18 protein-coding genes and 1 riboswitch are annotated in these 20729 nt (G+C 41.6%); of the genes, 16 read left to right on the forward strand and 2 right to left on the reverse strand.

Annotation, left to right across the window (positions count from 1 at the left end; translation table 11 throughout):
- Positions 1-78 precede the first annotated feature (78 nt).
- Positions 79-570, reverse strand: a complete 492-nt coding sequence (locus tag EBQ12_RS08115; RefSeq protein ID WP_008347118.1) for a metal-dependent hydrolase — start codon at positions 568-570, stop codon at positions 79-81.
- Positions 571-741: 171 nt separating this feature from the next.
- On the opposite strand from EBQ12_RS08115, the gene EBQ12_RS08120 reads away from it, so the two are divergent.
- The 3 genes from EBQ12_RS08120 (at position 742) to EBQ12_RS08135 (ending at position 3299) form a co-directional block, all read left to right on the forward strand.
- The gene (locus tag EBQ12_RS08120; protein ID WP_007500254.1) at positions 742-1170 is read left to right on the forward strand and encodes a MarR family winged helix-turn-helix transcriptional regulator; all 429 of its coding nucleotides are present in this window, start codon (positions 742-744) and stop codon (positions 1168-1170) included.
- 82 nt (positions 1171-1252) lie between these two features.
- On the forward strand, positions 1253-1396 hold the full coding sequence (gene sspJ, locus EBQ12_RS08125; RefSeq protein WP_008347117.1) for a small acid-soluble spore protein SspJ: 144 nt from the start codon (positions 1253-1255) through the stop codon (positions 1394-1396).
- 122 nt (positions 1397-1518) lie between these two features.
- Positions 1519-1697, forward strand: a riboswitch (Lysine riboswitch).
- Between the two features lie 192 nt (positions 1698-1889).
- Complete coding sequence (locus tag EBQ12_RS08135) at positions 1890-3299, forward strand: amino acid permease (protein WP_025207968.1); 1410 nt, start codon at positions 1890-1892, stop codon at positions 3297-3299.
- Positions 3300-3336: 37 nt separating this feature from the next.
- Here EBQ12_RS08135 and EBQ12_RS08140 read toward each other — a convergent pair whose 3' ends face one another.
- Positions 3337-4275, reverse strand: coding sequence for an ABC transporter substrate-binding protein (locus EBQ12_RS08140; protein WP_125589655.1), 939 nt, complete (start codon positions 4273-4275; stop codon positions 3337-3339).
- A 258-nt stretch (positions 4276-4533) separates the two neighbouring features.
- Between EBQ12_RS08140 and EBQ12_RS08145 the strand changes: the two genes are divergently transcribed.
- The 13 genes from EBQ12_RS08145 to EBQ12_RS08205 all read left to right on the forward strand — a co-directional run bounded on the left by EBQ12_RS08145 (position 4534) and on the right by EBQ12_RS08205 (position 20592).
- Positions 4534-5586, forward strand: a complete 1053-nt coding sequence (locus tag EBQ12_RS08145; RefSeq protein ID WP_008347113.1) for a FecCD family ABC transporter permease — start codon at positions 4534-4536, stop codon at positions 5584-5586.
- Entirely contained in the window at positions 5587-6609 is a 1023-nt protein-coding gene (locus EBQ12_RS08150; RefSeq protein ID WP_048003212.1) for a FecCD family ABC transporter permease, read from the forward strand.
- 21 nt (positions 6610-6630) lie between these two features.
- On the forward strand, positions 6631-7446 hold the full coding sequence (locus tag EBQ12_RS08155) for an ABC transporter ATP-binding protein (protein WP_017359249.1): 816 nt from the start codon (positions 6631-6633) through the stop codon (positions 7444-7446).
- 177 nt (positions 7447-7623) lie between these two features.
- Positions 7624-8346, forward strand: a complete 723-nt coding sequence (locus EBQ12_RS08160) for a response regulator transcription factor (protein WP_008347112.1) — start codon at positions 7624-7626, stop codon at positions 8344-8346.
- A 3-nt stretch (positions 8347-8349) separates the two neighbouring features.
- Positions 8350-10104, forward strand: a complete 1755-nt coding sequence (locus tag EBQ12_RS08165; RefSeq protein WP_017359251.1) for a HAMP domain-containing sensor histidine kinase — start codon at positions 8350-8352, stop codon at positions 10102-10104.
- Positions 10105-10239: 135 nt separating this feature from the next.
- On the forward strand, positions 10240-11676 hold the full coding sequence (gene uxaC / locus EBQ12_RS08170; RefSeq protein ID WP_125589658.1) for a glucuronate isomerase: 1437 nt from the start codon (positions 10240-10242) through the stop codon (positions 11674-11676).
- Between the two features lie 67 nt (positions 11677-11743).
- Complete coding sequence (locus EBQ12_RS08175; protein ID WP_125589660.1) at positions 11744-12754, forward strand: substrate-binding domain-containing protein; 1011 nt, start codon at positions 11744-11746, stop codon at positions 12752-12754.
- Between the two features lie 55 nt (positions 12755-12809).
- Positions 12810-14261, forward strand: a complete 1452-nt coding sequence (locus tag EBQ12_RS08180) for a tagaturonate reductase (protein WP_125589663.1) — start codon at positions 12810-12812, stop codon at positions 14259-14261.
- Positions 14258-15751: a UxaA family hydrolase gene (locus EBQ12_RS08185; RefSeq protein ID WP_125589665.1), complete on the forward strand. Its 1494-nt coding sequence runs from the start codon at positions 14258-14260 to the stop codon at positions 15749-15751. The genes EBQ12_RS08180 and EBQ12_RS08185 overlap by 4 nt, the downstream gene beginning before the upstream one ends.
- A 20-nt stretch (positions 15752-15771) precedes the next feature.
- Positions 15772-17163, forward strand: a complete 1392-nt coding sequence (locus EBQ12_RS08190; protein ID WP_058336917.1) for a glycoside hydrolase family 28 protein — start codon at positions 15772-15774, stop codon at positions 17161-17163.
- Between the two features lie 171 nt (positions 17164-17334).
- Complete coding sequence (locus EBQ12_RS08195; RefSeq protein WP_125589667.1) at positions 17335-18285, forward strand: ABC transporter substrate-binding protein; 951 nt, start codon at positions 17335-17337, stop codon at positions 18283-18285.
- The gene (locus EBQ12_RS08200) at positions 18251-19309 is read left to right on the forward strand and encodes a FecCD family ABC transporter permease (RefSeq protein WP_125589669.1); all 1059 of its coding nucleotides are present in this window, start codon (positions 18251-18253) and stop codon (positions 19307-19309) included. Before EBQ12_RS08195 ends, EBQ12_RS08200 begins: the two co-directional genes overlap by 35 nt.
- On the forward strand, positions 19306-20592 hold the full coding sequence (locus tag EBQ12_RS08205; protein ID WP_125589671.1) for a heme ABC transporter ATP-binding protein: 1287 nt from the start codon (positions 19306-19308) through the stop codon (positions 20590-20592). Before EBQ12_RS08200 ends, EBQ12_RS08205 begins: the two co-directional genes overlap by 4 nt.
- Positions 20593-20729 lie beyond the last annotated feature (137 nt).

Raw genomic sequence — 20729 nt, forward strand, 5'->3', positions numbered from 1 at the left:
ACTTATCTTAAAACTACTAAAAAAATGAGGAATGATCAATTCATATCCTGCTTTTTTGCAAAACTCTTTTTTCTTTTTCTAAAACGGCAATGGGATGGATATTCCGCAAATGACAGCCATGTAATAGCAGGTGACAATGGTCAGAGCAGCTAGTACGACTTGCTCTCCTGTGCTGCCTGTTTTGACATAAAAGGGGAGGCGTACTTTCATGGTTGCAGGGAACAAAAATTTAATACCGTTCACTGTGCCTGCATCAAGGATGAGGTGGCTTGCCATCCCAACTAGTAACCCGGTACTGAGGCTGTCATTTGGAATGTATGTTGTCGCAATAAAATAAATGATCAGCAGAAATAATAAACTATGTGTAAAGGTGCGGTGCCCGAACACACTACTGATCAGTGTGGAAAGCAGCGGGAATTTCCTGCCGATTTTGCTTTTTGTATGACATAGATCTGGGATGAGGGCACCTACTGATCCTGCAGCAGCCATCGTCACTGGTTCGAATCCGTAATAATAGGCGACGGCTGTGGAGGCGGCAATTCCGCCCATAATATGTGTTTTTCCTGTCATGATGCGTACTCCTGTTCTGTTTTTTGTTCAAGTACTCACTATATCAAGGGTGAATCCATTCAGCAAGGCTTATTTCTAAAGAAAAATGGGATAAAATAGTTGGCTGTTTGGAAAAACATTCTATAATAAGAAGGAAGTCATGTTGACACTAACGATAAGGATGCGATTCGGATGAGTAATGCAGACATTTTAAAAGAAATTGTTCTTGTACATTATGAAGTCAGCCGTAAATTAAACCGCAAGTTACTTGAGTTAGAAAAAGACATCACGCCTCCACAGATATATGCTCTTTCTATATTGATACAAGGAAAAGTATCACATGCTGAAGAGCTCAAACAAAGACTCTCTCTCAACCCAGGTGCCGCTTCCATTGCCCTCAATAAATTATGTGAGCAAGGCTACATTCAGAGAGAAAGGGACAAGGACGATCATTCCCTTGTCCGGCTAGAAGCCACGGAAAAAGGGCTGGCTATTTACGAAAAGCATACACGTCTTTTTGGAAAGGTGATTCAGCATATGATGTCAGACTTCACAGAGGAAGACTTAAAGACCTTTCTAACGTATTTGCAAAAAATGAGACAGACCTTTCACGATGAATGAACCGCTCCTCTTTGTATAATGCTGAGCGCTGTAGCACAAATTAAACAGGCAAAGGCATTTTATGAAAAGGGGGGAAATAGCGATGTCATTTTTCCAAAAGGATAAAAAGGCGAAAAGCGAGAAAGACCATCAGCAGGTCGATCAGCTGTTAGAAGAAGCAAGTAAAGAACTAGCAGGCGATCCGCTTCAGGAAGCTGTCCAAAAGAAGAAAAACAACCATCAATAAGCTGACAAAAAGGCGGAGAATCATTTCTCTGCCTTTTTTCTATGTTTTTCCCTTTGACAGATATGAGAATGTTTGATAACCTTCGTGTAGTAAAAATGAATAGAAATCCTCACGCTATGTCTCAGTGAGGTAGAGGTTGCGCGGATGATGAGTCACTCATGGGAGAGATGGAATCGTTGATCATGAGAAAAAAGGCATCAGCGCCGAAGTGTAGAGAGAGCTCCAACTTTCTTTATGCTGGGTCTGCATTGAACAAATGCAGGACTGCCACGTCTTTGAAGCGTGGAGGGCTATCCGGAGATCAAGGTGTATGTTTTGAAAAGCATGGACTTTTGTTCAGGCTTTTTTTTATGTTCTGATTGCCTAAGAAAAGGGTATGCTGGTAAGAAAGTGACCCAACATGAACATAAAGAATGCAAGTCATTGCTTCACAAATATATCAATGAAGATACTGCCGGGTCTGGTCCAAAGTGAATATAACGGAGGTACGAAAATGGAACAGACAAAAAAATGGGGTTTTTGGTTATTGACGGCTTTTGTCGTCGGAAATATGGTAGGTTCAGGCATCTTTATGCTGCCTAGTACACTTGCCCAGCATGCAAGTCCTTTAGGTGTGACGATGGCATGGCTTGTCACAGGTGGCGGCGTACTGATGATTGCCTTTGTGTTTGGACATTTGTCCATTCATAAACCGCAGCTAACAGCTGGACCACAAAGCTATGCAAGAGCGCTTTTTAAAGATCCGAAAAAAGGAAAAGCAGCCGGTTTTACAATGGTTTGGGGATATTGGGTGGCAAGCTGGATTAGTAATGTCGCCATTATCACAAGCCTAGCTGGTTATTTAACAACCTTTTTCCCAATTTTAACCGTGAAAACGGAGGTCTTTACTTTTGGAAAAGAAGCGATCACACTTGGTCAGCTCACAACGTTTATCGTATGTACAATCCTTCTATGGGGGACTCATACGATTTTAATTACAAGCTTAAGCGCAGCAAGTAAGCTGAATTTTATTACGACCTTTTCAAAGGTGCTTGGATTCGTCCTTTTTATTGTCGCAGGCTTATTTGCATTCCAAACAGCATTATTTGAACATTATTATTTCCCTGTTGAAGCAGCAAGTGGTGAAGGAGTGCTCGGACTTGGAGGCCAAATTCATCATGCGGCCATTTCCACACTATGGGCATTTATCGGCATCGAATCTGCTGTCATTTTATCAGGAAGAGCTTCCTCGCAGCGTGATGTCAAACGTGCGACGATTACAGGACTTTTAATTGCACTGTCTATTTATATGATTATTACCTTGATTACAATGGGCGTTCTGCCGCATGATCAATTGCAAGGTTCTGATAAACCATTCGTAGACGTGCTTCAGCTCATTATCGGACCGGCTGGCGGCATTGTCATGGCACTTCTTGCGATCATTTGTTTATTTGGTTCGATGCTTGGCTGGATTTTGCTTGGTTCTGAAGTCCCTTATCAAGCAGCAAAAGCTGGCGATTTCCCAGCAGTGTTTGCAAAAACAAACAAAAAAGGCAGTCCTGTTTTTGCTTTGACTGTCACAAATATCATGTCACAGCTGTTTATTTTCTCAGTCATGTCACGTACGATTAATGAAGCCTTTACTTTCTTAACAACATCAGCGACACTTGCGTATCTCATTCCGTATATCGTGTCGTCGATCTACAGCTTTAAGGTCATCATGCAAGGTGACACATATGAGCTCCAAAAAGGAAATCGGACAAGAGACGGGATCATTGCGCTTGTGGCCATGGGGTATTCTGCTTGGGTCATTATTTCAGGCACAGCTGATTTAAAAACATTCGGTCTTGGTATTGGATTGTTCTTAGTTGGCATTTTACTCTACCCATTCATGTCCAAAAAATTTGCCAAAGGTACAGTATAAGAAATACGTTTCTCCAGCATTGGAGAAACGTATTTTTTTATGAGTCAGATGTTAATCGATCCACAATAAATTCGAGCTGACCTTCTAGTGACACAGGGTCATTAAAGAAGTAACCGACTGTATCTGTTTCAAATACGCGTTTGTTTTGGACAGCAGGAAGTGATGCCCAGATGCTGCTTTTATACACTTGATCGCCATTACTTTTTGAACCGCTCCATGGGCTTGTGAAAATATAATCGCCTGCAAATTCTGGAAGCTTTTCAAGAGAAATGTTTGCATAACCGACACCACTGTCGATGGCTTCTTTTTGGGCGGCCTTCGGAGCTTTTAATTTCAGCTCGTCATAAATGATTTCACCACCGCGTGCAAAAGTGTTACCGAAAATGTAAATGCCCTTATCGAATGGTGATACGATCGAAACGGTTTTGTTTCCTACAGCTTTTGTTACTTTTGGTTTCACTTCAGCAATTTTGGCATCCCATTGTGTGATCCAATCCGTTGCTTTTTTTGATGTGCCTGTCATTTTACCGAATTCTTTTAGCTGGTCTTTAAACGAATATTGATTGTATTGAATGGCAACTGTAGGGGCAATTTTTTTGTATTGATCAAATTTCTCATCTTCTCCCCAAGCAATGATCATATCCGGCTTCAAAGAGGCTACTTTCTCAACAGAGGGTGATTTTCCAATATTTTTCACTCCATCTGTTTTTCCTTTATAGAAAGGGTTTTTAAAGATGGGCGCAGTAGCAGCAATTGGGGTTTTGCCGAGTGTGACGAGATCCCCGTAATAGCTTTCCGCCAGAAGCACAATACGTTTTGGGTTTTGAGGCAGTTTCACTTCACCCTTTACATCTTGATAGGTGATCGTGTCATTTTTTTTGGCTCCCGATTCTTTATTGGAAGTGCTGCCGCAAGCAGCAGTAAAAATCATAAGGGTCATGAGGGAAATCAAAAGAAGTCCAGTTCGTTTTTTCACTAAAGTTCGCTCCTATTCAATTGTTTATGATAATGATTCTCATTTGCAATTATATCTTAACATGATAGAAGAAAAAATGCATCGGCTATTTTATGACCAAAAGAAAATGGTGAAATTCTCACGGTTTTTTGATGAAAATAAAGAAATTTATCAGAACAAGGATTTCAAAACGTGAAGAAAGTGATATACTAGACTCCGAGATTGATAATCATTATCACTAATAACGAATAGATATGAACGGAAAGGAAGAGACTGGTTTTGGGCTCACAATCGAATAAACAGCTGTCAGCTAAAGATGATGCGATAGATATTGTGACAAAGCCTTTTGGTACAGCAGCTGTTGTCATCATAGGAATCATTGCTTTAGCATTTGGTCTTTTTTTATCAGTATCGCTAGGAGCGGCAAACATTCATTTACACACGGTATGGGAAGCCGTCTTTCATTTTGATTCACAACAAACCTCACATCAAATCATTAGGGAACTAAGGCTACCGCGTACAGTTGGTGCCGCACTTGTCGGTGCCTTTTTAGCAGTATCAGGTGCCATCATGCAAGGCATGACAAGAAATGCGCTTGCGTCTCCTGAAATCATGGGTGTGACAAATGGCTCTGCATTTGCGATTGCCATTGCGTTTGCTTTTTTCCCAGGCCAATCTTCTTTTACATTAATTCTTTGGTCATTTTTGGGTGCAGCACTTGGCGCCTCTATTGTATTTGGGGTTGGAACCCTTTCAAAAGGGGGACTTACTCCTGTGAAGCTCGCATTAGCCGGTACGGCTGTTGGCGCACTTTTAAGCTCAATTTCCTCAGCGATTGCCATTCGATTTGACGTCGCGCAAGATATGAGTTTTTGGTACGCAGGCGGTGTGGCTGGGGTAAATTGGAGCAATATTAAGATCATCATTCCTGTTGCGGCTGTAGGACTGATCATCGCAATGATTCTTGCCCGCTCCATCACGGTTTTAAGCTTAGGTGATGAATTAGCAAAAGGGCTTGGACAATATACACGAACAGTCAAGGTACTTGGCATATTGGTCGTGATCCTTTTAACAGGTGCAGCCGTGTCAGTTGCAGGTTCTATTGGCTTTATCGGGCTTGTGATTCCTCATGTTACGCGTTTCTTGGTCGGCGTTGACTATCGCTGGATTATCCCTTGCTCAGCTATTTTAGGGGCTATTTTGCTCATTTATGCAGACATTGCGGCAAGGCTTGTCAATGCGCCGTTTGAAACGCCAGTTGGTGCCATTACAGCCATTATAGGCGTTCCTTTCTTCTTATATTTAGCGAGACGTGAAAGGAGCGGAATTTAAATGGAAATGGTGCAGCAGGCAAAGAAAAAGAAATACAAACGAACGATGGTCATGATCTTTTTAGCGATCGTGGCTGTGTTCCTGATTAGTTTAAATACCGGAGAGATACGGATTTCTCCGATGGATACATTCAAAACATTTTTTGGACTCGGAAGTGAAATGGATGAGCTTGTATTATTCGAGTTCAGACTTCCAAGGATGGTCATCGCTTTACTTGTTGGCGCTTCTATCGCTGTATCAGGAGCCATTTGGCAAGGTGTTTCTCAAAATGGTTTAGCTGATCCCGGCATTCTAGGTGTAAATGCGGGTGCAGGCTTTGCGGTGGTTTTGTTTATCTTTGCCTTTCAGGGTTCGATGTCGAACTTAGGTGATTTTTCAATATTTGTACTGCCGCTTTTCGCTTTCGTAGGTGCCGCCTTTGCTGCATTCCTCATCTATGTGCTAGCGTGGAAAAAGGGCATTACGCCTGTTCGATTGATTTTAACTGGTATTGGGATCAATGCTGCATTTTCGGCAGCGATTGTGGTTATTCAATTAAAGATGAGCCCAAATGATTTTAACCAAGCCATTGTGTGGCTGTCAGGAAGTATTTGGGGCTCAAGTTGGACATATGTCTTATCAGTCGTGCCGTGGATGCTGATTTTTCTTGTATTAGCGATGGTGAGGGCACGCTACTTAAATATCATGAATTTGGGTGATCAGATATCTTATGGCTTAGGGATTTCAGTTCATAAAGAAAGAAGTTTTCTCATGCTGATTGCAGTTGCATTAGCCGGTGCGAGTGTCGCTGTTGCAGGGAGTATATCGTTCCTAGGGTTAGCGGCACCACACCTCGCAAGAAAGCTAGTTGGTCCGAAACATCAAGGAATGATACCGGCGTCCGCTATGATTGGTGCACTGCTGTTATTACTTGCAGATACACTTGGGCGTGTCATACTTGCTCCATCAGAGGTGCCCGTTGGACTTGTCGTTTCTGCTTTAGGCGCACCTTACTTCATTTACTTATTGATGAAAACGAACTAATGAGGAAGGAGAGTACAACAGATGAAATCACTTGAAACAGAAAAACTTTGTATTGGCTATCATGACCGTTTGATTGTAGACGATTTAAATATCAGCATCCCAAAAGGCAAGGTGACCACATTAATTGGGCCGAATGGGTGCGGGAAGTCAACGATTTTAAAAACAATGTCTCGTATTATGAAGTCCCATCAAGGTGCTGTTTATTTAAATGGCCAGGCGATCCATCAAACACCAACAAAAGAAATTTCAAAACAAATGGCCATTTTACCGCAGACGCCTGAAGCCCCAAGTGGTCTGACCGTTTATGAGCTTGTGTCATATGGACGTTTCCCGCATCAAAATGGATTTGGCCGTTTATCAAATGAGGACAAACGAATCATCAGATGGGCACTTGAGGAGACGGGAATGATTGCATTTCATGACCGGCCAATTGAAGCACTCTCCGGTGGACAGCGTCAGCGGGTATGGATTGCGATGGCACTCGCTCAGGAAACAGAGCTGCTTTTATTAGACGAACCAACGACGTATTTAGATCTTGCTCATCAGCTGGAGATCCTTCAGCTATTAGAACGCTTAAACAGAGAACAGGGCAGAACGGTGCTGATGGTAATTCATGACCTCAATCATGCTGCACGCTTTTCGCATTACATGATTGCCCTCAATCAAGGGAAAGTCATTAAAGAGGGTACACCTCATGAGGTCATGACAAAAGAGGTACTCAGTCAGGTGTTCCACATCGATGCAGAAATTGTGCTTGATCCGAGAACGAATAAGCCGATCTGTTTAACATATGACTTAATGAATCATGAAAGAAAGCTTGAAGCTGTGAACGGATAATAGATGGACAAAAACTCGGTATATATGACCGAGTTTTTTTGCATCTTCTGGTATTACCTATTGATGCCATTTTCTCCAGTTGATCTTTTTTCGCTTTTATGCAGAAAAGAGGTACTTTTTTACTTTGGACAATGGTAATATACGGTTAGAGATCATAGCTAGAAAGGAAAGAGATGCGTGGAAACAGCAAAAATATTGATTGCAGATGACGAAGAAGCAATTGTAAAAATGGTTGAACGCGTATTAAAAAAAGAAGGGTTTCAACATATTTATAAAGCCTATCATGCAGATGAAGCATTAGATATTGTCAAAAACGAGGACATCCACCTCTTACTTCTAGATGTGATGATGCCCGGTAAGTCAGGCTTTGATGTTCTGCCTGACATCAGGAAAATGACGAAGGCACCGATTTTCTATTTAACAGCAAGAACGTCTGATGTAGACAAATTGACTGGATTTGCACAAGGTGCAGACGATTACATCACAAAGCCATTTAATCCGTTAGAGCTAGTAGCTAGAATTAAGGCGCACTTAAACCGAACTTATGTCTCCTTACAGGAGGAGCAGGAAGAAGCGCACAGTCAATATGAATATGCTCATTTCTCGTACCATCCTCATGCAGCCGAGTTGAAAGTAAGGGGAAAGGTGACGGCTTGCTCAGCTCAGCTTTTGTCCTTGCTGAAGTATTTTTGTGACCATCCGAATGTAGTACTTTCAAAAGATCAAATCTATGAGAAAGTATGGGGTGTTCCGTCATATGGTGACAACAACACCGTCATGGTTCATATCCGAAAGCTGAGAGAAAAAATAGAGTTAGATCCAAGTCAGCCTGAATATATTGTGACGATCCGTGGTATGGGCTATAAGTTCATTCCCCAACCTGTGAAGGTTCTTCAATAGTTTATGAATTTACGAACAAAACTTTTCTTTCACTTTGTCGGACAAATGTTTATTGTCATCGTCATTCTAACGATCGGGCAAACATTCTCTGAAAATCTTTATTTTCAAAAGCGCTATGAGAATATGACTGAAACTGGTTTAACGAAGGCAGATGGAGATACACTCATGAGCTGGCTTTATTTTAACGAGGATGGAAAAATGGAAGCCGATGATCAGCTCAAACAAGCAGTGGAAAAACGTGATGGCTGGCTACAAGTGATTGATTCCAAAAAACGCAACGTCTATAGCTATCAACTCCCTAAAAACATTCCAACATCCTATCAAAAGGATGAAATGATCAAGATCTTTGAAAAAAGACAATTTAAAGATTACAAGATGTACTTCTGGCCAATTGAGATTGATCAAGAAAGCTTTATCGTCTTATATGGATTTAAAACGAACAGCACAAAGGTAGCCAATTATCTCAAGCAGCATGAAAAAAACCTGGCTGCATTGTCTCAATATTCAGTTGAAACAAAAGAATTTTTGAAAAGAATGAATGGATCGGTGCATCTGTTTAATGAAGAAGGAAAATACTTAAAAGGTATCCGAGCCAAAAATAATTTGAAAAATAACGTAACGGATGTTGAACTGCTCAAGTATCAATCAAAGCCTTGGGAGTTTAGAAGTGACCTGTCGTATATCAAAGTGAATAAGGATTTGTATATGATTGTTTCGGTGCCAAACAAAGTATACAGCCCAGACGAGCTTTATGATAAAGAGACAGAGGCTTTAAACCAATATACAACGCTTTTGATTGCAGGTCTTGCGCTTACGATTATTATCGTTATGACATTATGGTACTCGTATCGCTATGGGCTACCGATCTATCACATTATCCGCTGGCTGATTTTCTTATCAAGAAATAAATTGCAGGAGCCAACAAATAGAAAAGGTATTCCAGTAAGTAAAAATAAAAAGGGCCGTATTAAGCGGGAGTACCGGCTGTTTGAGGATATCCTCAAAACAATGGATCAGCTCACCAATACGTTAAAAGAGAATGAAGCAAACCGGAGAAAGATTCAAACCACAAGGGAAGAATGGATCGCAGGGCTGTCTCATGATCTAAAAACGCCTCTTAGCACGATTTACGGCTATGGATTAATGCTAGAATCAGATCAATACCAATGGTCCAAGGAAGAAGTCATGGAAATGGGACAAGTCATTCGTGAGAAATCAGAATACATGTCGACCTTGATTGAGGATTTAAACCTCACGTATCGATTGAAAAATGGTGCATTGCCTATTAATCGAAAACCTGTTGAACTTGGTGAATTTTTAGCCTCCATTATGGACGAGTTTTCAAGAAGCACGCTTTCAGAAGATTATTTATCATCCTTTGAAGATCAAACAGAGGGTGTCATGTTTGAGATCGATAAAGCCTGGTTTAGACGAGTCATTGAGAACCTGCTGGCGAACGCAGTGAAGCATAACCAGAAAGGTACTCTTATTCAAGCTGTTCTATCTGAAACAAATGATGAAGTTCGGATCGAAATGAAAGATAACGGACGCGGAATGGCGCAAGAAACGGTGGATCATTTATTTAATCGTTACTATAGAGGGACAAATACGAATGATCCAACAAATGGAACAGGATTAGGACTGGCGATTGCAAAAGAGCTTGTCTTGCTGCACGATGGCGATATTCAAGTAGAAAGTGAATTAGGTCAAGGAACAACTATTGCGATTATCCTAAAGAAAACACCATCTGTAAAATAACCAAAAACGATTTTCTTTTCTAAAGGAGATCGTTTTTTCTTGTTTTAGGATTGAAATCAATTTTGTAAGCGATTACAATAAAATTGTTAACGTGAACAAATTGATTTTCATCATTATAAGAGATGGGGGAGTTTGATGAAAGCCTTTTTAGATGAGCAGTTTTTATTAAACAGTCAAACGGCAGAAAAACTATACCATGAGTTTGCAAAGAACCTTCCGATTATTGATTACCATTGTCATTTAAGTCCAAAAGAAATCTATGAAAATAAAACGTTCCAAAATATAACCGAAGCATGGCTTTACGGAGATCATTACAAATGGCGCGCCATGAGAGCAAATGGGATACCTGAAACACATATCACAGGAGATGCCTCAGATTATGAGAAATTTTTAGCATGGGCGAAAACCGTTCCGATGACGATTGGAAATCCTCTCTATCACTGGACCCATCTAGAGCTAAGACGATATTTTGATGTCGAAGAACTTTTGAATGAAGAAAGCGCAGACATCATCTGGAAAAAAGTAAATGAAAAGTTGCAAGGAGACGGATTTGGTGCGAGAGATTTCATTGTGAAATCAAATGTTGAAACGGTTGTGACGACAGACGATCCGGTTGATTCGTTGATTTATCACCAACAACTGCGGGAAGAAGGCTTTTCTGTGCAAGTGCTGCCTGGGTTTCGGCCAGATAAGGCATTAGATGTCACAAATGACTTGTTTATCGAGTATGTTCATCAGCTGGCGGAGGTTTCATCTATCCCGATTGAATCCTATCAAGACTTCATAAAAGCACTTCATATGCGAATCGATTTCTTTCATGAACAGGGCTGTTTGATTTCAGATCATGCCATCAATGAAATGACGTACGAAGACACGACGGAAGAAGAAGCTACGATCATTTTTCATAAAAGAATGTCTGGACATCCATTGACGGAAAAGGAGAAGGTTCAATTTAAAACGCACACATTCATTGAACTAGGTCAGGCATATGCTCAGCGGGGATGGGCGATGCAGCTTCATATCAATGCGCTCAGAAACAACAACTCGAAAATGTTTAAGCGACTTGGACCAGATACCGGATATGATGCAATGAATGATGAAGACATTGCAAAACCTCTTTGCCGCGTATTAGATCGGTTAGAACAAGCACATGCATTGCCAAAAACCATCCTCTATTCCTTGAATCCAAGGGACAATGTGGTGATTTCAACGATAGCTGGAAGTTTTCAAGATGGAAAGACTCCTGGGAAAATGCAGCATGGAACCGCTTGGTGGTTTAATGATACAAAGCAGGGAATGACAGAGCAGATGATGGCACTTTCCAGTATCGGACTGATCAGCCGATTTATTGGGATGCTGACAGATTCACGAAGCTTCCTGTCTTACACAAGACATGAATATTTCCGTAGACTGTTATGTGACATCATTGGAGATTGGGTGGAAAAAGGTGAAGCGCCTAATGATCTCAATTTGCTAGGGGGAATGGTAAAAGGAATCAGCTATGAAAATGCAAAGCAGTATTTTCAATTTGAACGGGCAAATGAGCTATCGCATAAAAGCAAGATGATATGAACAAAAAGCAAGAATATGAAAGCGTTTTTATGATAAGATGATAAAAAATCATAAAAGGCGGAATAGCATGACAGTCACAATCAAAGATATAGCAAAATTGGCAAACGTTTCTCATACCACAGTATCAAGGGCTTTAAATAATAGCCCTTTTATTAAAGAGAAAACAAAACAAAACATCTTGTCGATTGCAAAACAGCTGAATTACTCACCGAATGTCCATGCCAGAGGCCTTGTCTCGCAAAAATCATTTACAATTGGTCTGTTTTTTACGAGTTTAACAGAAGGCACATCCTCAAGTTTCTTTGTTGATGCATTAAAAGGCGTCAACAGTGTGATAACAGAAAACTATCATTTGGTTGTAAGAGGAATTGACGATTTTCATGATTACACAACCATTCATAAACAGCGGTATGATGGTATTTTGCTCATGAGCCAAAGCGAGCATGATGAAGCGTTTATCCATCATGTGAAAAAACAGGGCATTCCCATTATTGTACTGAATCGCCGTGTAGAAAGTAATCAAGTGATGAATATATTAGCGGATGATGGTGAAGGGGCATACCAAGCTGCACACTATTTCATTCAGCAGGGGCATAAACAAATTGCCATTATTGAAGGGAAAGAAGGATTTAAATCCACACAAGAAAGAAAAGCTGGATTTTTGCAAGCACTCATTGACCATCATGTACCCATGAAGAAAGAATACATGATCACAGGCGACTATCATATGAAGAGCGGCTATGAATCAATGGAAGCCTTACTCACTCTTGATGTTCCGCCAACTGCCCTTTTTTGCTCAAACGATGATATGGCGATTGGTGCGATGAATGCATTGTTTGCAAAAGGTAAAAGGTGTCCTGATGATCTCTCTATTATCGGTTTTGATGATATTTCATTTTCATCTTATACAACGCCTGCCCTTACAACAGTCAAAAAGCCAATTGAAAAAATGTGTGCGCTTGGAGCAGAAGCCATTCTTTCAGTCATCAACGGTGAAAAGCAAGAAGACGATCATCTGGAAAAAGTGTATGTCCACACAGAGCTGATGATTAGAGATTCAGTCAAAAAGGTGCAGTAATCAGCATCTTTTAAATAAAAATGTTCACGTGTGCAAAAATGAGGAGGAAAAGCGTTTGAGACGATTATCCAAAGATGTGTACCCAGTGGCTGAATATCCTGAAACCATTCTACAAATTGGCGAAGGGAACTTTATGCGGGGATTTATGAATTGGCAGATCCAGAAGCTAAACGACTGTACAGGTTTTAAAGGAAGAGCAGTGGTTGTTCCTCCTCGAAAAGGATCAGTGACTGCTCTAAATGAACAAGATGGTTTGTACACTTTATGTATTCAAGGATTTCATGACCAAAAAGAAATGAACGAACGGATCGTCATTCAATCCATCAGCAGGGGAATCAGCACATATACAGATTATGAAGCCTTTTTACATGTAGCGGAAAGTCCTGATGTGCGCTTTGTCTTTTCTAATACAACAGAGGCAGGACTTGTGTTAAGAAAAGAGGACCGATTAGAAGATCGGCCGCAAGTAAGTTTTCCAGGAAAGCTGACAGCCTTCTTGTATCACCGCTTCAAAGCTTTTTCTGGGGATGAGAAAAAGGGCTTGATCATTTTACCTTGTGAATTGATTGAACAAAACGGTGATCGATTAAGAGAATATGTGATCACAATGGCAGCTGAGTGGAATCTTCCGCCTGATTTTGTGGCTTGGGTCAAGGAAGCCAACACGTTCTGTAATACGTTAGTTGATCGGATTGTCCCAGGCTTTTCTCAGAAAGCAGCGGAGACTGTTCAAAAAGAAGAGGGGTATATCGATGAATTGCTTGTCACGGCAGAATATTACCACCTGTTTGTCATTGAAGCACCTGCGTTTGTTCAAAAAGAGCTTCCTTTTCAAGAAGCAGGGTTAAACGTACTTTTTGTGGAAGATATCGCTCCCTATCGTATGAGCAAGGTTCGCATTTTAAACGGTGCGCATACAGCGATGGTGCCGATTGCATATTCATCTGGCTTGGATACTGTCAAAAAAGCGGTGGATGATGAGCATGTTGGTGTGTTCATTCGCCGCATGCTTGAGGAGGAAGTGCTGCCAGGTTTGCCACTTCCTGAAGAAGAGCTTCTTCTTTATACACAATCCGTGTGGGATCGATTCTGCAACCCTTTTGTCAAACATCAATTACTCGATATTGCCTTAAATGGTGTATCTAAATTTCGGGCGCGTATTCTCCCGTCTCTTCTAGATTATATAGAGCTAAAAAAACAGTTGCCTACGAAGCTTATGTTCTCATTGAGCAGTTTGATTTATTTTTATCAAGTCCATGCAGATCAGATAAAGGATGATGAGTCTGTGATGACATTCATGAAGGAAGCATGGGAGGAAGTGGACCATTCCTATGAATTAATGGTCGATCAACTTCTTTCAAACGAAGTTTTATGGGGGATGGATTTGACGAGGATCGCAGGGCTGAGGGATGCAGTAGCCGAGCAGCTCACCTTCATACATGAAAATGGCATGAGAGCTGCTGTTCACCAAATTCTTCAATATGAAAGTCAGGGGGAGAAGGCATGAGAGACTTTGTTGTGATTCATCCTTCAGATAATGTTGGTATCGCTTTAAAAGTGCTTGAGCAAGGCGAAGAGCTTCAGCACCAAGGTCATACAATCATTTTAAAAGAAACCGTTCCTAAAGGTCATAAATTTGCATTGGCTGAGATCAAAGAAAAAGAGAATATCATCAAATATGGCTACCCCATTGGTCATGCAGCCACTAAGATCTCTGCTGGAGAATGGGTGCATACGCACAATATCAAAACGAATCTATCAGGTAAGCTCGATTACGAATACCGCCCTTCTTTAACAGAAAACCCCTATGAAAAAACGAATCTGACATTCAAAGGGTATAAAAGAAAAAATGGCGCAAGTGGTATACGAAATGAGCTTTGGATTGTCCCAACAGTTGGGTGTGTCAATGGCATTGCCGATCAAATCATTCAAATATTTACCGCTGAAATGGGTGGAGACATCCATCCTTTTGAAACGGCTCTCGTATTAAAGCACAATTATGGGTGCTCACAGCTTGGGGATGATCATGAAAACACAAAAACCATTCTTCAAAATGCCGTAAAGCACCCAAATGCTGGAGGGGTTCTCGTTCTAGGTCTCGGCTGTGAAAACAATGACATTGAGGATTTTAAAGCTACATTAGGGGAGTATGACCAGACGAGGGTGAAATTTTTAAGAAGCCAAGAAGTAGGGGATGAGATTGAGACAGGTGTTGCTTTGCTCAAGGAAATTTATGACGCAGCGAAAGAAGATCAGCGTGAAGACATTCCGTTATCTGAGCTGAAAATTGGCTTGAAATGCGGAGGATCAGATGGGTTTTCAGGCATTACCGCAAATCCACTTTTAGGCAGACTGTCCGATTTTATTGTGGCTCAAGGAGGGACCACCGTCTTAACAGAAGTGCCGGAAATGTTCGGGGCTGAAACGATCTTAATGGAGAGAGCGGAATCAAAAGCGACATTCGACAATATTGTGCAGATGATCAATGATTTTAAACAATACTTTATGGATCATCGACAGCCAGTATATGAAAATCCTTCCCCGGGAAATAAAGCAGGAGGAATTTCGACATTAGAAGATAAATCACTCGGCTGCACACAAAAAGCGGGTACTTCCGTTATAAAGGATGTTTTAACATACGGGGAGCTGCTAAAACGAAAAGGATTGAATTTATTAAGTGCGCCTGGGAATGATTTGGTTGCTTCATCTGCTCTCGCAGCGTCTGGCTGTCAGCTCGTCCTCTTTACAACAGGCAGAGGCACACCGTTTGGCACATTTGTTCCAACGATGAAGGTATCGACCAATACCGCGTTATACGAAACAAAAAAACATTGGATTGACTTTAATGCGGGGGAATTGCTTGAGGATGTATCAGAAGATGTGGTGCTAGAGAAGTTCATTGCCACGGTGATTGATGTGGCGAGTGGAAAGCTGTTAAATCATGAAAAAAACAATTTTAGAGAGTTGGCCATTTTTAAAACAGGTGTGACACTTTAAGGCGTCTGGGGGATGATGAAATGTCTAAAAAACGAAATTTGATGTATGTGACAGCAGGAACAGTACTAACAGGAATTGGACTCGCACGTTTAGCAAAGCAAGGGAAAAAAGACAAAGAAACAAATGGCATAGATCAGGTGTTAAAGCAGATAAAAGCGCCAAAGTTCCCAGATCGTGAATTCAATGTCATTCATTATGGTGCAGATAACAAAGGGATAGAGCTTTCGACAAATGCTATTCAGTCTGCCATCGATGATGCACATCGTTTGAAAGGAGGGCGTGTGCTGATTCCTGAAGGGACATTTTTGACAGGCGCTCTAGAATTGAAAAGCAATGTAGAGCTTCATCTTCATGAAAATGCCTATGTGACCTTCAGCCAAGATACACGTGATTATCTCCCGCTTGTTCTAACAAGATATGAAGGAATTGAGCTTTATAATTATTCACCACTTATTTATGCCCATCATGCAGAAAACATCGCGATTACAGGAGCAGGCACGCTGGACGGGAGAGGGGATGAACACCACTGGTGGCCTTGGAAGTATGGAACAAATGGTCAGCCCTCTCAAGATCGGGATCGTCAGCTTCTTTTTGAAATGGCTGAAAAAAGAATACCAGTGGAAGAAAGAGTGTTTGGCGAAGGACATTATTTAAGATCAAGCTTTATCCAGCCATACAATTGCCAAAACATTCTCATTGAAGGAGTAACCGTAAAGGATTCACCGATGTGGCAAGTCCATCCGGTGTTAAGTGAAAACGTCATCGTCCGCGGGGTGAATATCATCGGTCATGGCCCAAATACAGATGGTGTGAATCCAGAGTCGTGCCGACATGTGCTCATTGAAGATTGTTATTTTGATAATGGCGATGATTGTATTGCGATTAAATCAGGCAGAAATGAGGACGGCCGGAGAATCGGTGTTCCATCTGAAAACATCGTCATTCGTAGAAATACGATGCGTGATGGTCATGGCGGAGTAACGATTGGGAGTGAAATCTCTGGAGGCGTCAAGTATGTATATGCAGAGGATAATGTCATGGACAGTCCGAACCTCGACAGGGCATTGCGCATTAAGACCAACTCTGTCAGGGGCGGTACCATTGAACACATCTATTTTAAAAACAATCTAGTGAAAAGCTTAAAGCATGAGGTGGTCTGTATCGACATGATGTATGAGGAAGGGGATGCCGGTCCGCATAGGCCTGTAGTTCGTCATATTGAAGTAGAAGGGTTAAAAAGCAGCGGAGGGCGATATGGTGTCAAGATCGCCGCATACTCACATTCCCCGGTCACACACTTTAAAATGAAAGACTGTGTCATTGACGATGTCACGTACCCTCTTTCATTAGAACATGCAGTATCTCCTTCATTTCAGAAAGTTGTCATTAATGGTGAACATATCAACCAATAGCGGAAGTGAAAACAGCCACGTCAAAGGCTGTTTTTCTTTTATAAGGACAGACAAGACGTATTCGGAATCACATATACAACCTATCTGCACTGTAGTATAATATTCCCGAAATTAGAAAAGAATTGACGAAAGAGATGACGTCAAGCAGTACATAAAGCAGGGGGTTTATTGATGAAGAAGTTAACTGGTATTTGGCTATCATTGTTACTTGTGATCGGTGTTTTAGCAGGGTGTGCAGGTGCGGAAACGGACCAAGAAACAAACAGTTCAAAGCCTAAAGAGACAGCGGCTGCGGCATTTCCTGTATCCATCAAAGATGCAGCTGGTAAAACAGTTGAAATCAAAGAACAGCCTAAACGAATTGTTTCGTTAATTCCAAGTAATACAGAGGTTGCCTATGCCCTTGGTCTTGGAGATAAAATCGTTGGTAGATCAGACTTTGACAACTATCCAAAGGAAGTAGAAAAGGTCGAGAAGATTGGCGGTCTTGATTTCAATGTAGAGAAGGTTATTTCCTTAAAACCTGATCTTGTCTTAGCACATGCATCACAAATGAGCTCAAAAGACGGATTTAAACAGCTTGAAGATGCAGGTATTCAAGTGCTGACTGTTAATGATGCAGCCTCTTTCAAAGATGTGTATAAGTCTATCCATATGATTGGTGAAGCAGCTGGCGTAAAAGAGGCATCAACGAAGCTTGTAGATGAGATGAAATCAAAACTGAATGACATCAAAAAACAAGCAGAATCCATCTCCAAAGACAAACAAAAAACAGTTTTTGTCGAAGTATCAGGTGCGCCTGAAATTTATACAACAGGTAAACAAACGTTTATGGACGAAATGTTGTCTGTCATTCATGCAAAAAATGCTGCTGGCGACCAAACAGGCTGGGTGCAAATGACGGAAGAATCAATTATTAAACGAAATCCTGATGCCATCGTTACGATTGATGGCGCAAGTTTAGCTGATCTGAAAAAAAGAGACGGCTGGAAGGCGGTCAAAGCAGTCAAAGAAAAACAAGTCTTTCAATTGAATACGGATCTGGCATCACGACCGGGACCGCGATTGGTTGAAGGAGTGGAGGCTCTTGCGAAAAGCATCTATCCTGACACGTTCAAATAAAATCATCATCGCATACACAGCAAGCGCTTTACTTCTTGTCGTGAGCATTGGAATGGGAATCTCATTTGGCAGCTTAGGGATTCCCATTCCTTCTATACTTCGGATCTTTGTTCATGAAGTATTTGGAATTCAGGCCGGAACCATTGATGCAATTGACCGCAATATTATGATGAATATCCGGCTGCCGAGAGTGATATTAGCGGCGTTAGTCGGTGCAGCTCTGGCGTTATCTGGTGCAGCCTTTCAAGGTTTATTAAAAAATTCCCTCGCTGACCCTTATACACTTGGGGTATCTCAAGGGGCATCTGTGGGAGCTGTAGCCACATTGTTTTTCAGTTTGCAGTTTCCTTTGCTTGGCAGTTTTACACTGCCTTTTTTGAGTATGACAACAGCGCTTGTCACACTATGTCTCGTCCTCTTTTTTGCCCGTCTGGTTCACCGAGGAATGAGCATTTCTTCTTTAATTTTGACGGGGGTCATCTTCAGCTCTTTTTTAGGAGCCCTCATTTCATTAATGATTGCGTTAACAGGTGATGATTTAAAAGAGATTATTCATTGGCTTCTAGGCAGTGTGTCTATGAGAGGCTGGCGATATATTGCTCTTTTCCTTCCTTTTTTCCTCATTGGTACATTTGCATTGATCTTGATGGGAAGAGATTTAAATGTGATGACATATGGCGAAGAAAAGGCAAAACTGTTAGGGGTTCATGTGAAACGGAGCAAATATGTGGTGTTGCTTGCTGGTTCGATTCTGACTGGAAGTGCGGTGGCTGTGTCAGGAACGATCGGATTTGTAGGACTGGTGATTCCGCATTTTATCCGTCTTTTATCCATTACGGATCATCGTCATTTGCTGCCTTTGTCGATGCTGAATGGTGCTTCCTTTCTCGTTTTAGCAGATGTGCTCTCTCGTACGATCATTGAACCGACTGAATTGCCTATTGGCATCATTACGGCGTTAATTGGTGCTCCTGTCTTTGGCATCATCCTCATCCGCAGATATAGAGGAGGGACGCATCTATGATTCAAGTGAAGGAAGTTAGAGGAGGATATGGTGAAAAAGAGGTCATTCACGGCGTGAGTTTTGAAGTGGAGCGAGGGGAATTCCTCGGTATCCTTGGTCCGAATGGGAGCGGTAAGACGACACTGCTTAAAATGATCGCAGGTATTTTAGCACCTGAGAGCGGCCAAGTAACACTAAGTGGCCATCCAGTTCAATCCTACCGGCCAAAGGCACTTGCGCAAAAATTGGCGGTTCTTCCCCAGAAGACCGATCAAGCCTTTTCATTTACAGTGGAAGAAACGGTCCAGTTTGGGCGTTATCCTTATCAGAAAGGTTGGCTGCAATCTGTTACGAAAGCAGATATCGAGATTGTCAGCAAGGTGATGGACCAAACAGATATTGCTCAATTTAAGGATCAATCCATTCATGAGTTAAGCGGTGGAGAACAGCAGCGGGTTTACTTAGCTCAAGCGCTGGCTCAGTGCCCTGACTATTTATTGCTGGATGAACCAACGAGTTTTCTTGATTTAGCTTATCAAAAAGAGTTACTCGATTTGATTAAACAAGAGACGGTTTCCTCTAACTTAACGGTGATCGGTGTGTTTCATGATGTGAACATTGCCAGTTTGTATTGTGACCGTCTGCTTTTGCTGAATGAAGGAAAGACGGACATGCTGGGAGAACCGCATCATGTGTTGACCACCGAACGGGTGAACCGGGTGTATGAAACAAATGTAACACCTCTCCAACATCCACTGCGGGCAAACCCTCAGCTGGTAATTGAACCTGCGTCCATCTCTGAACATTCAAGGCTGAACTTAGCGGATGGGTGGAAAACATATGGCGCAAACGGAATGACATTTTCTACTCATCAGCCATTGCGCATCCTTTCATCACATGAGAAAAGCGGGGGTTTCTTTTGGACACGGTCCCTTGGAACGGGAACTGAAGCACTCCATGACATGCTGGATGATGAGGAAGGGTACTTATTTCTTGGTCAATCTGATGGGCCGAAGCAATACGCCGCTGAAGATGATGATGAAGATGTCCTTCTTTATGGGATGCATCAAGAAGGAGAGCTGTCCGTTTGGCTTGTGCTGAAAGGAACGATATCAGATGGTGCGTCTGTCCAGCTGATGGGCGAGCTGACGCACTTCATTAAACAAGAGACAAGTATCCAGGTACATCATCTTTGTATCGCTGCTGCCAATGCAGAAGAAAAGGAGCATACTGCTCATTTACATGAAAGAGTCAGACTGAAAGTGAAGCATCTTCTTCATACATTGAATGCTATGAAAAAGTGAACCGGCTGGTTCACTTTTTTTGTTGAAAACATCAACATCTACTTATGTCATCCACTGAATATTTGAAAAAAACGAAAAATATGTTGCTAAATAAATCACATTGCTTTTATAATAAGAATAATGAAAGCGTTTTAATA

Origin of the sequence: Bacillus sp. 2B09 (genome assembly GCF_003946835.1) — a bacterium.
GTDB classification, from domain to species: domain Bacteria; phylum Bacillota; class Bacilli; order Bacillales; family Bacillaceae; genus Bacillus; species Bacillus altitudinis.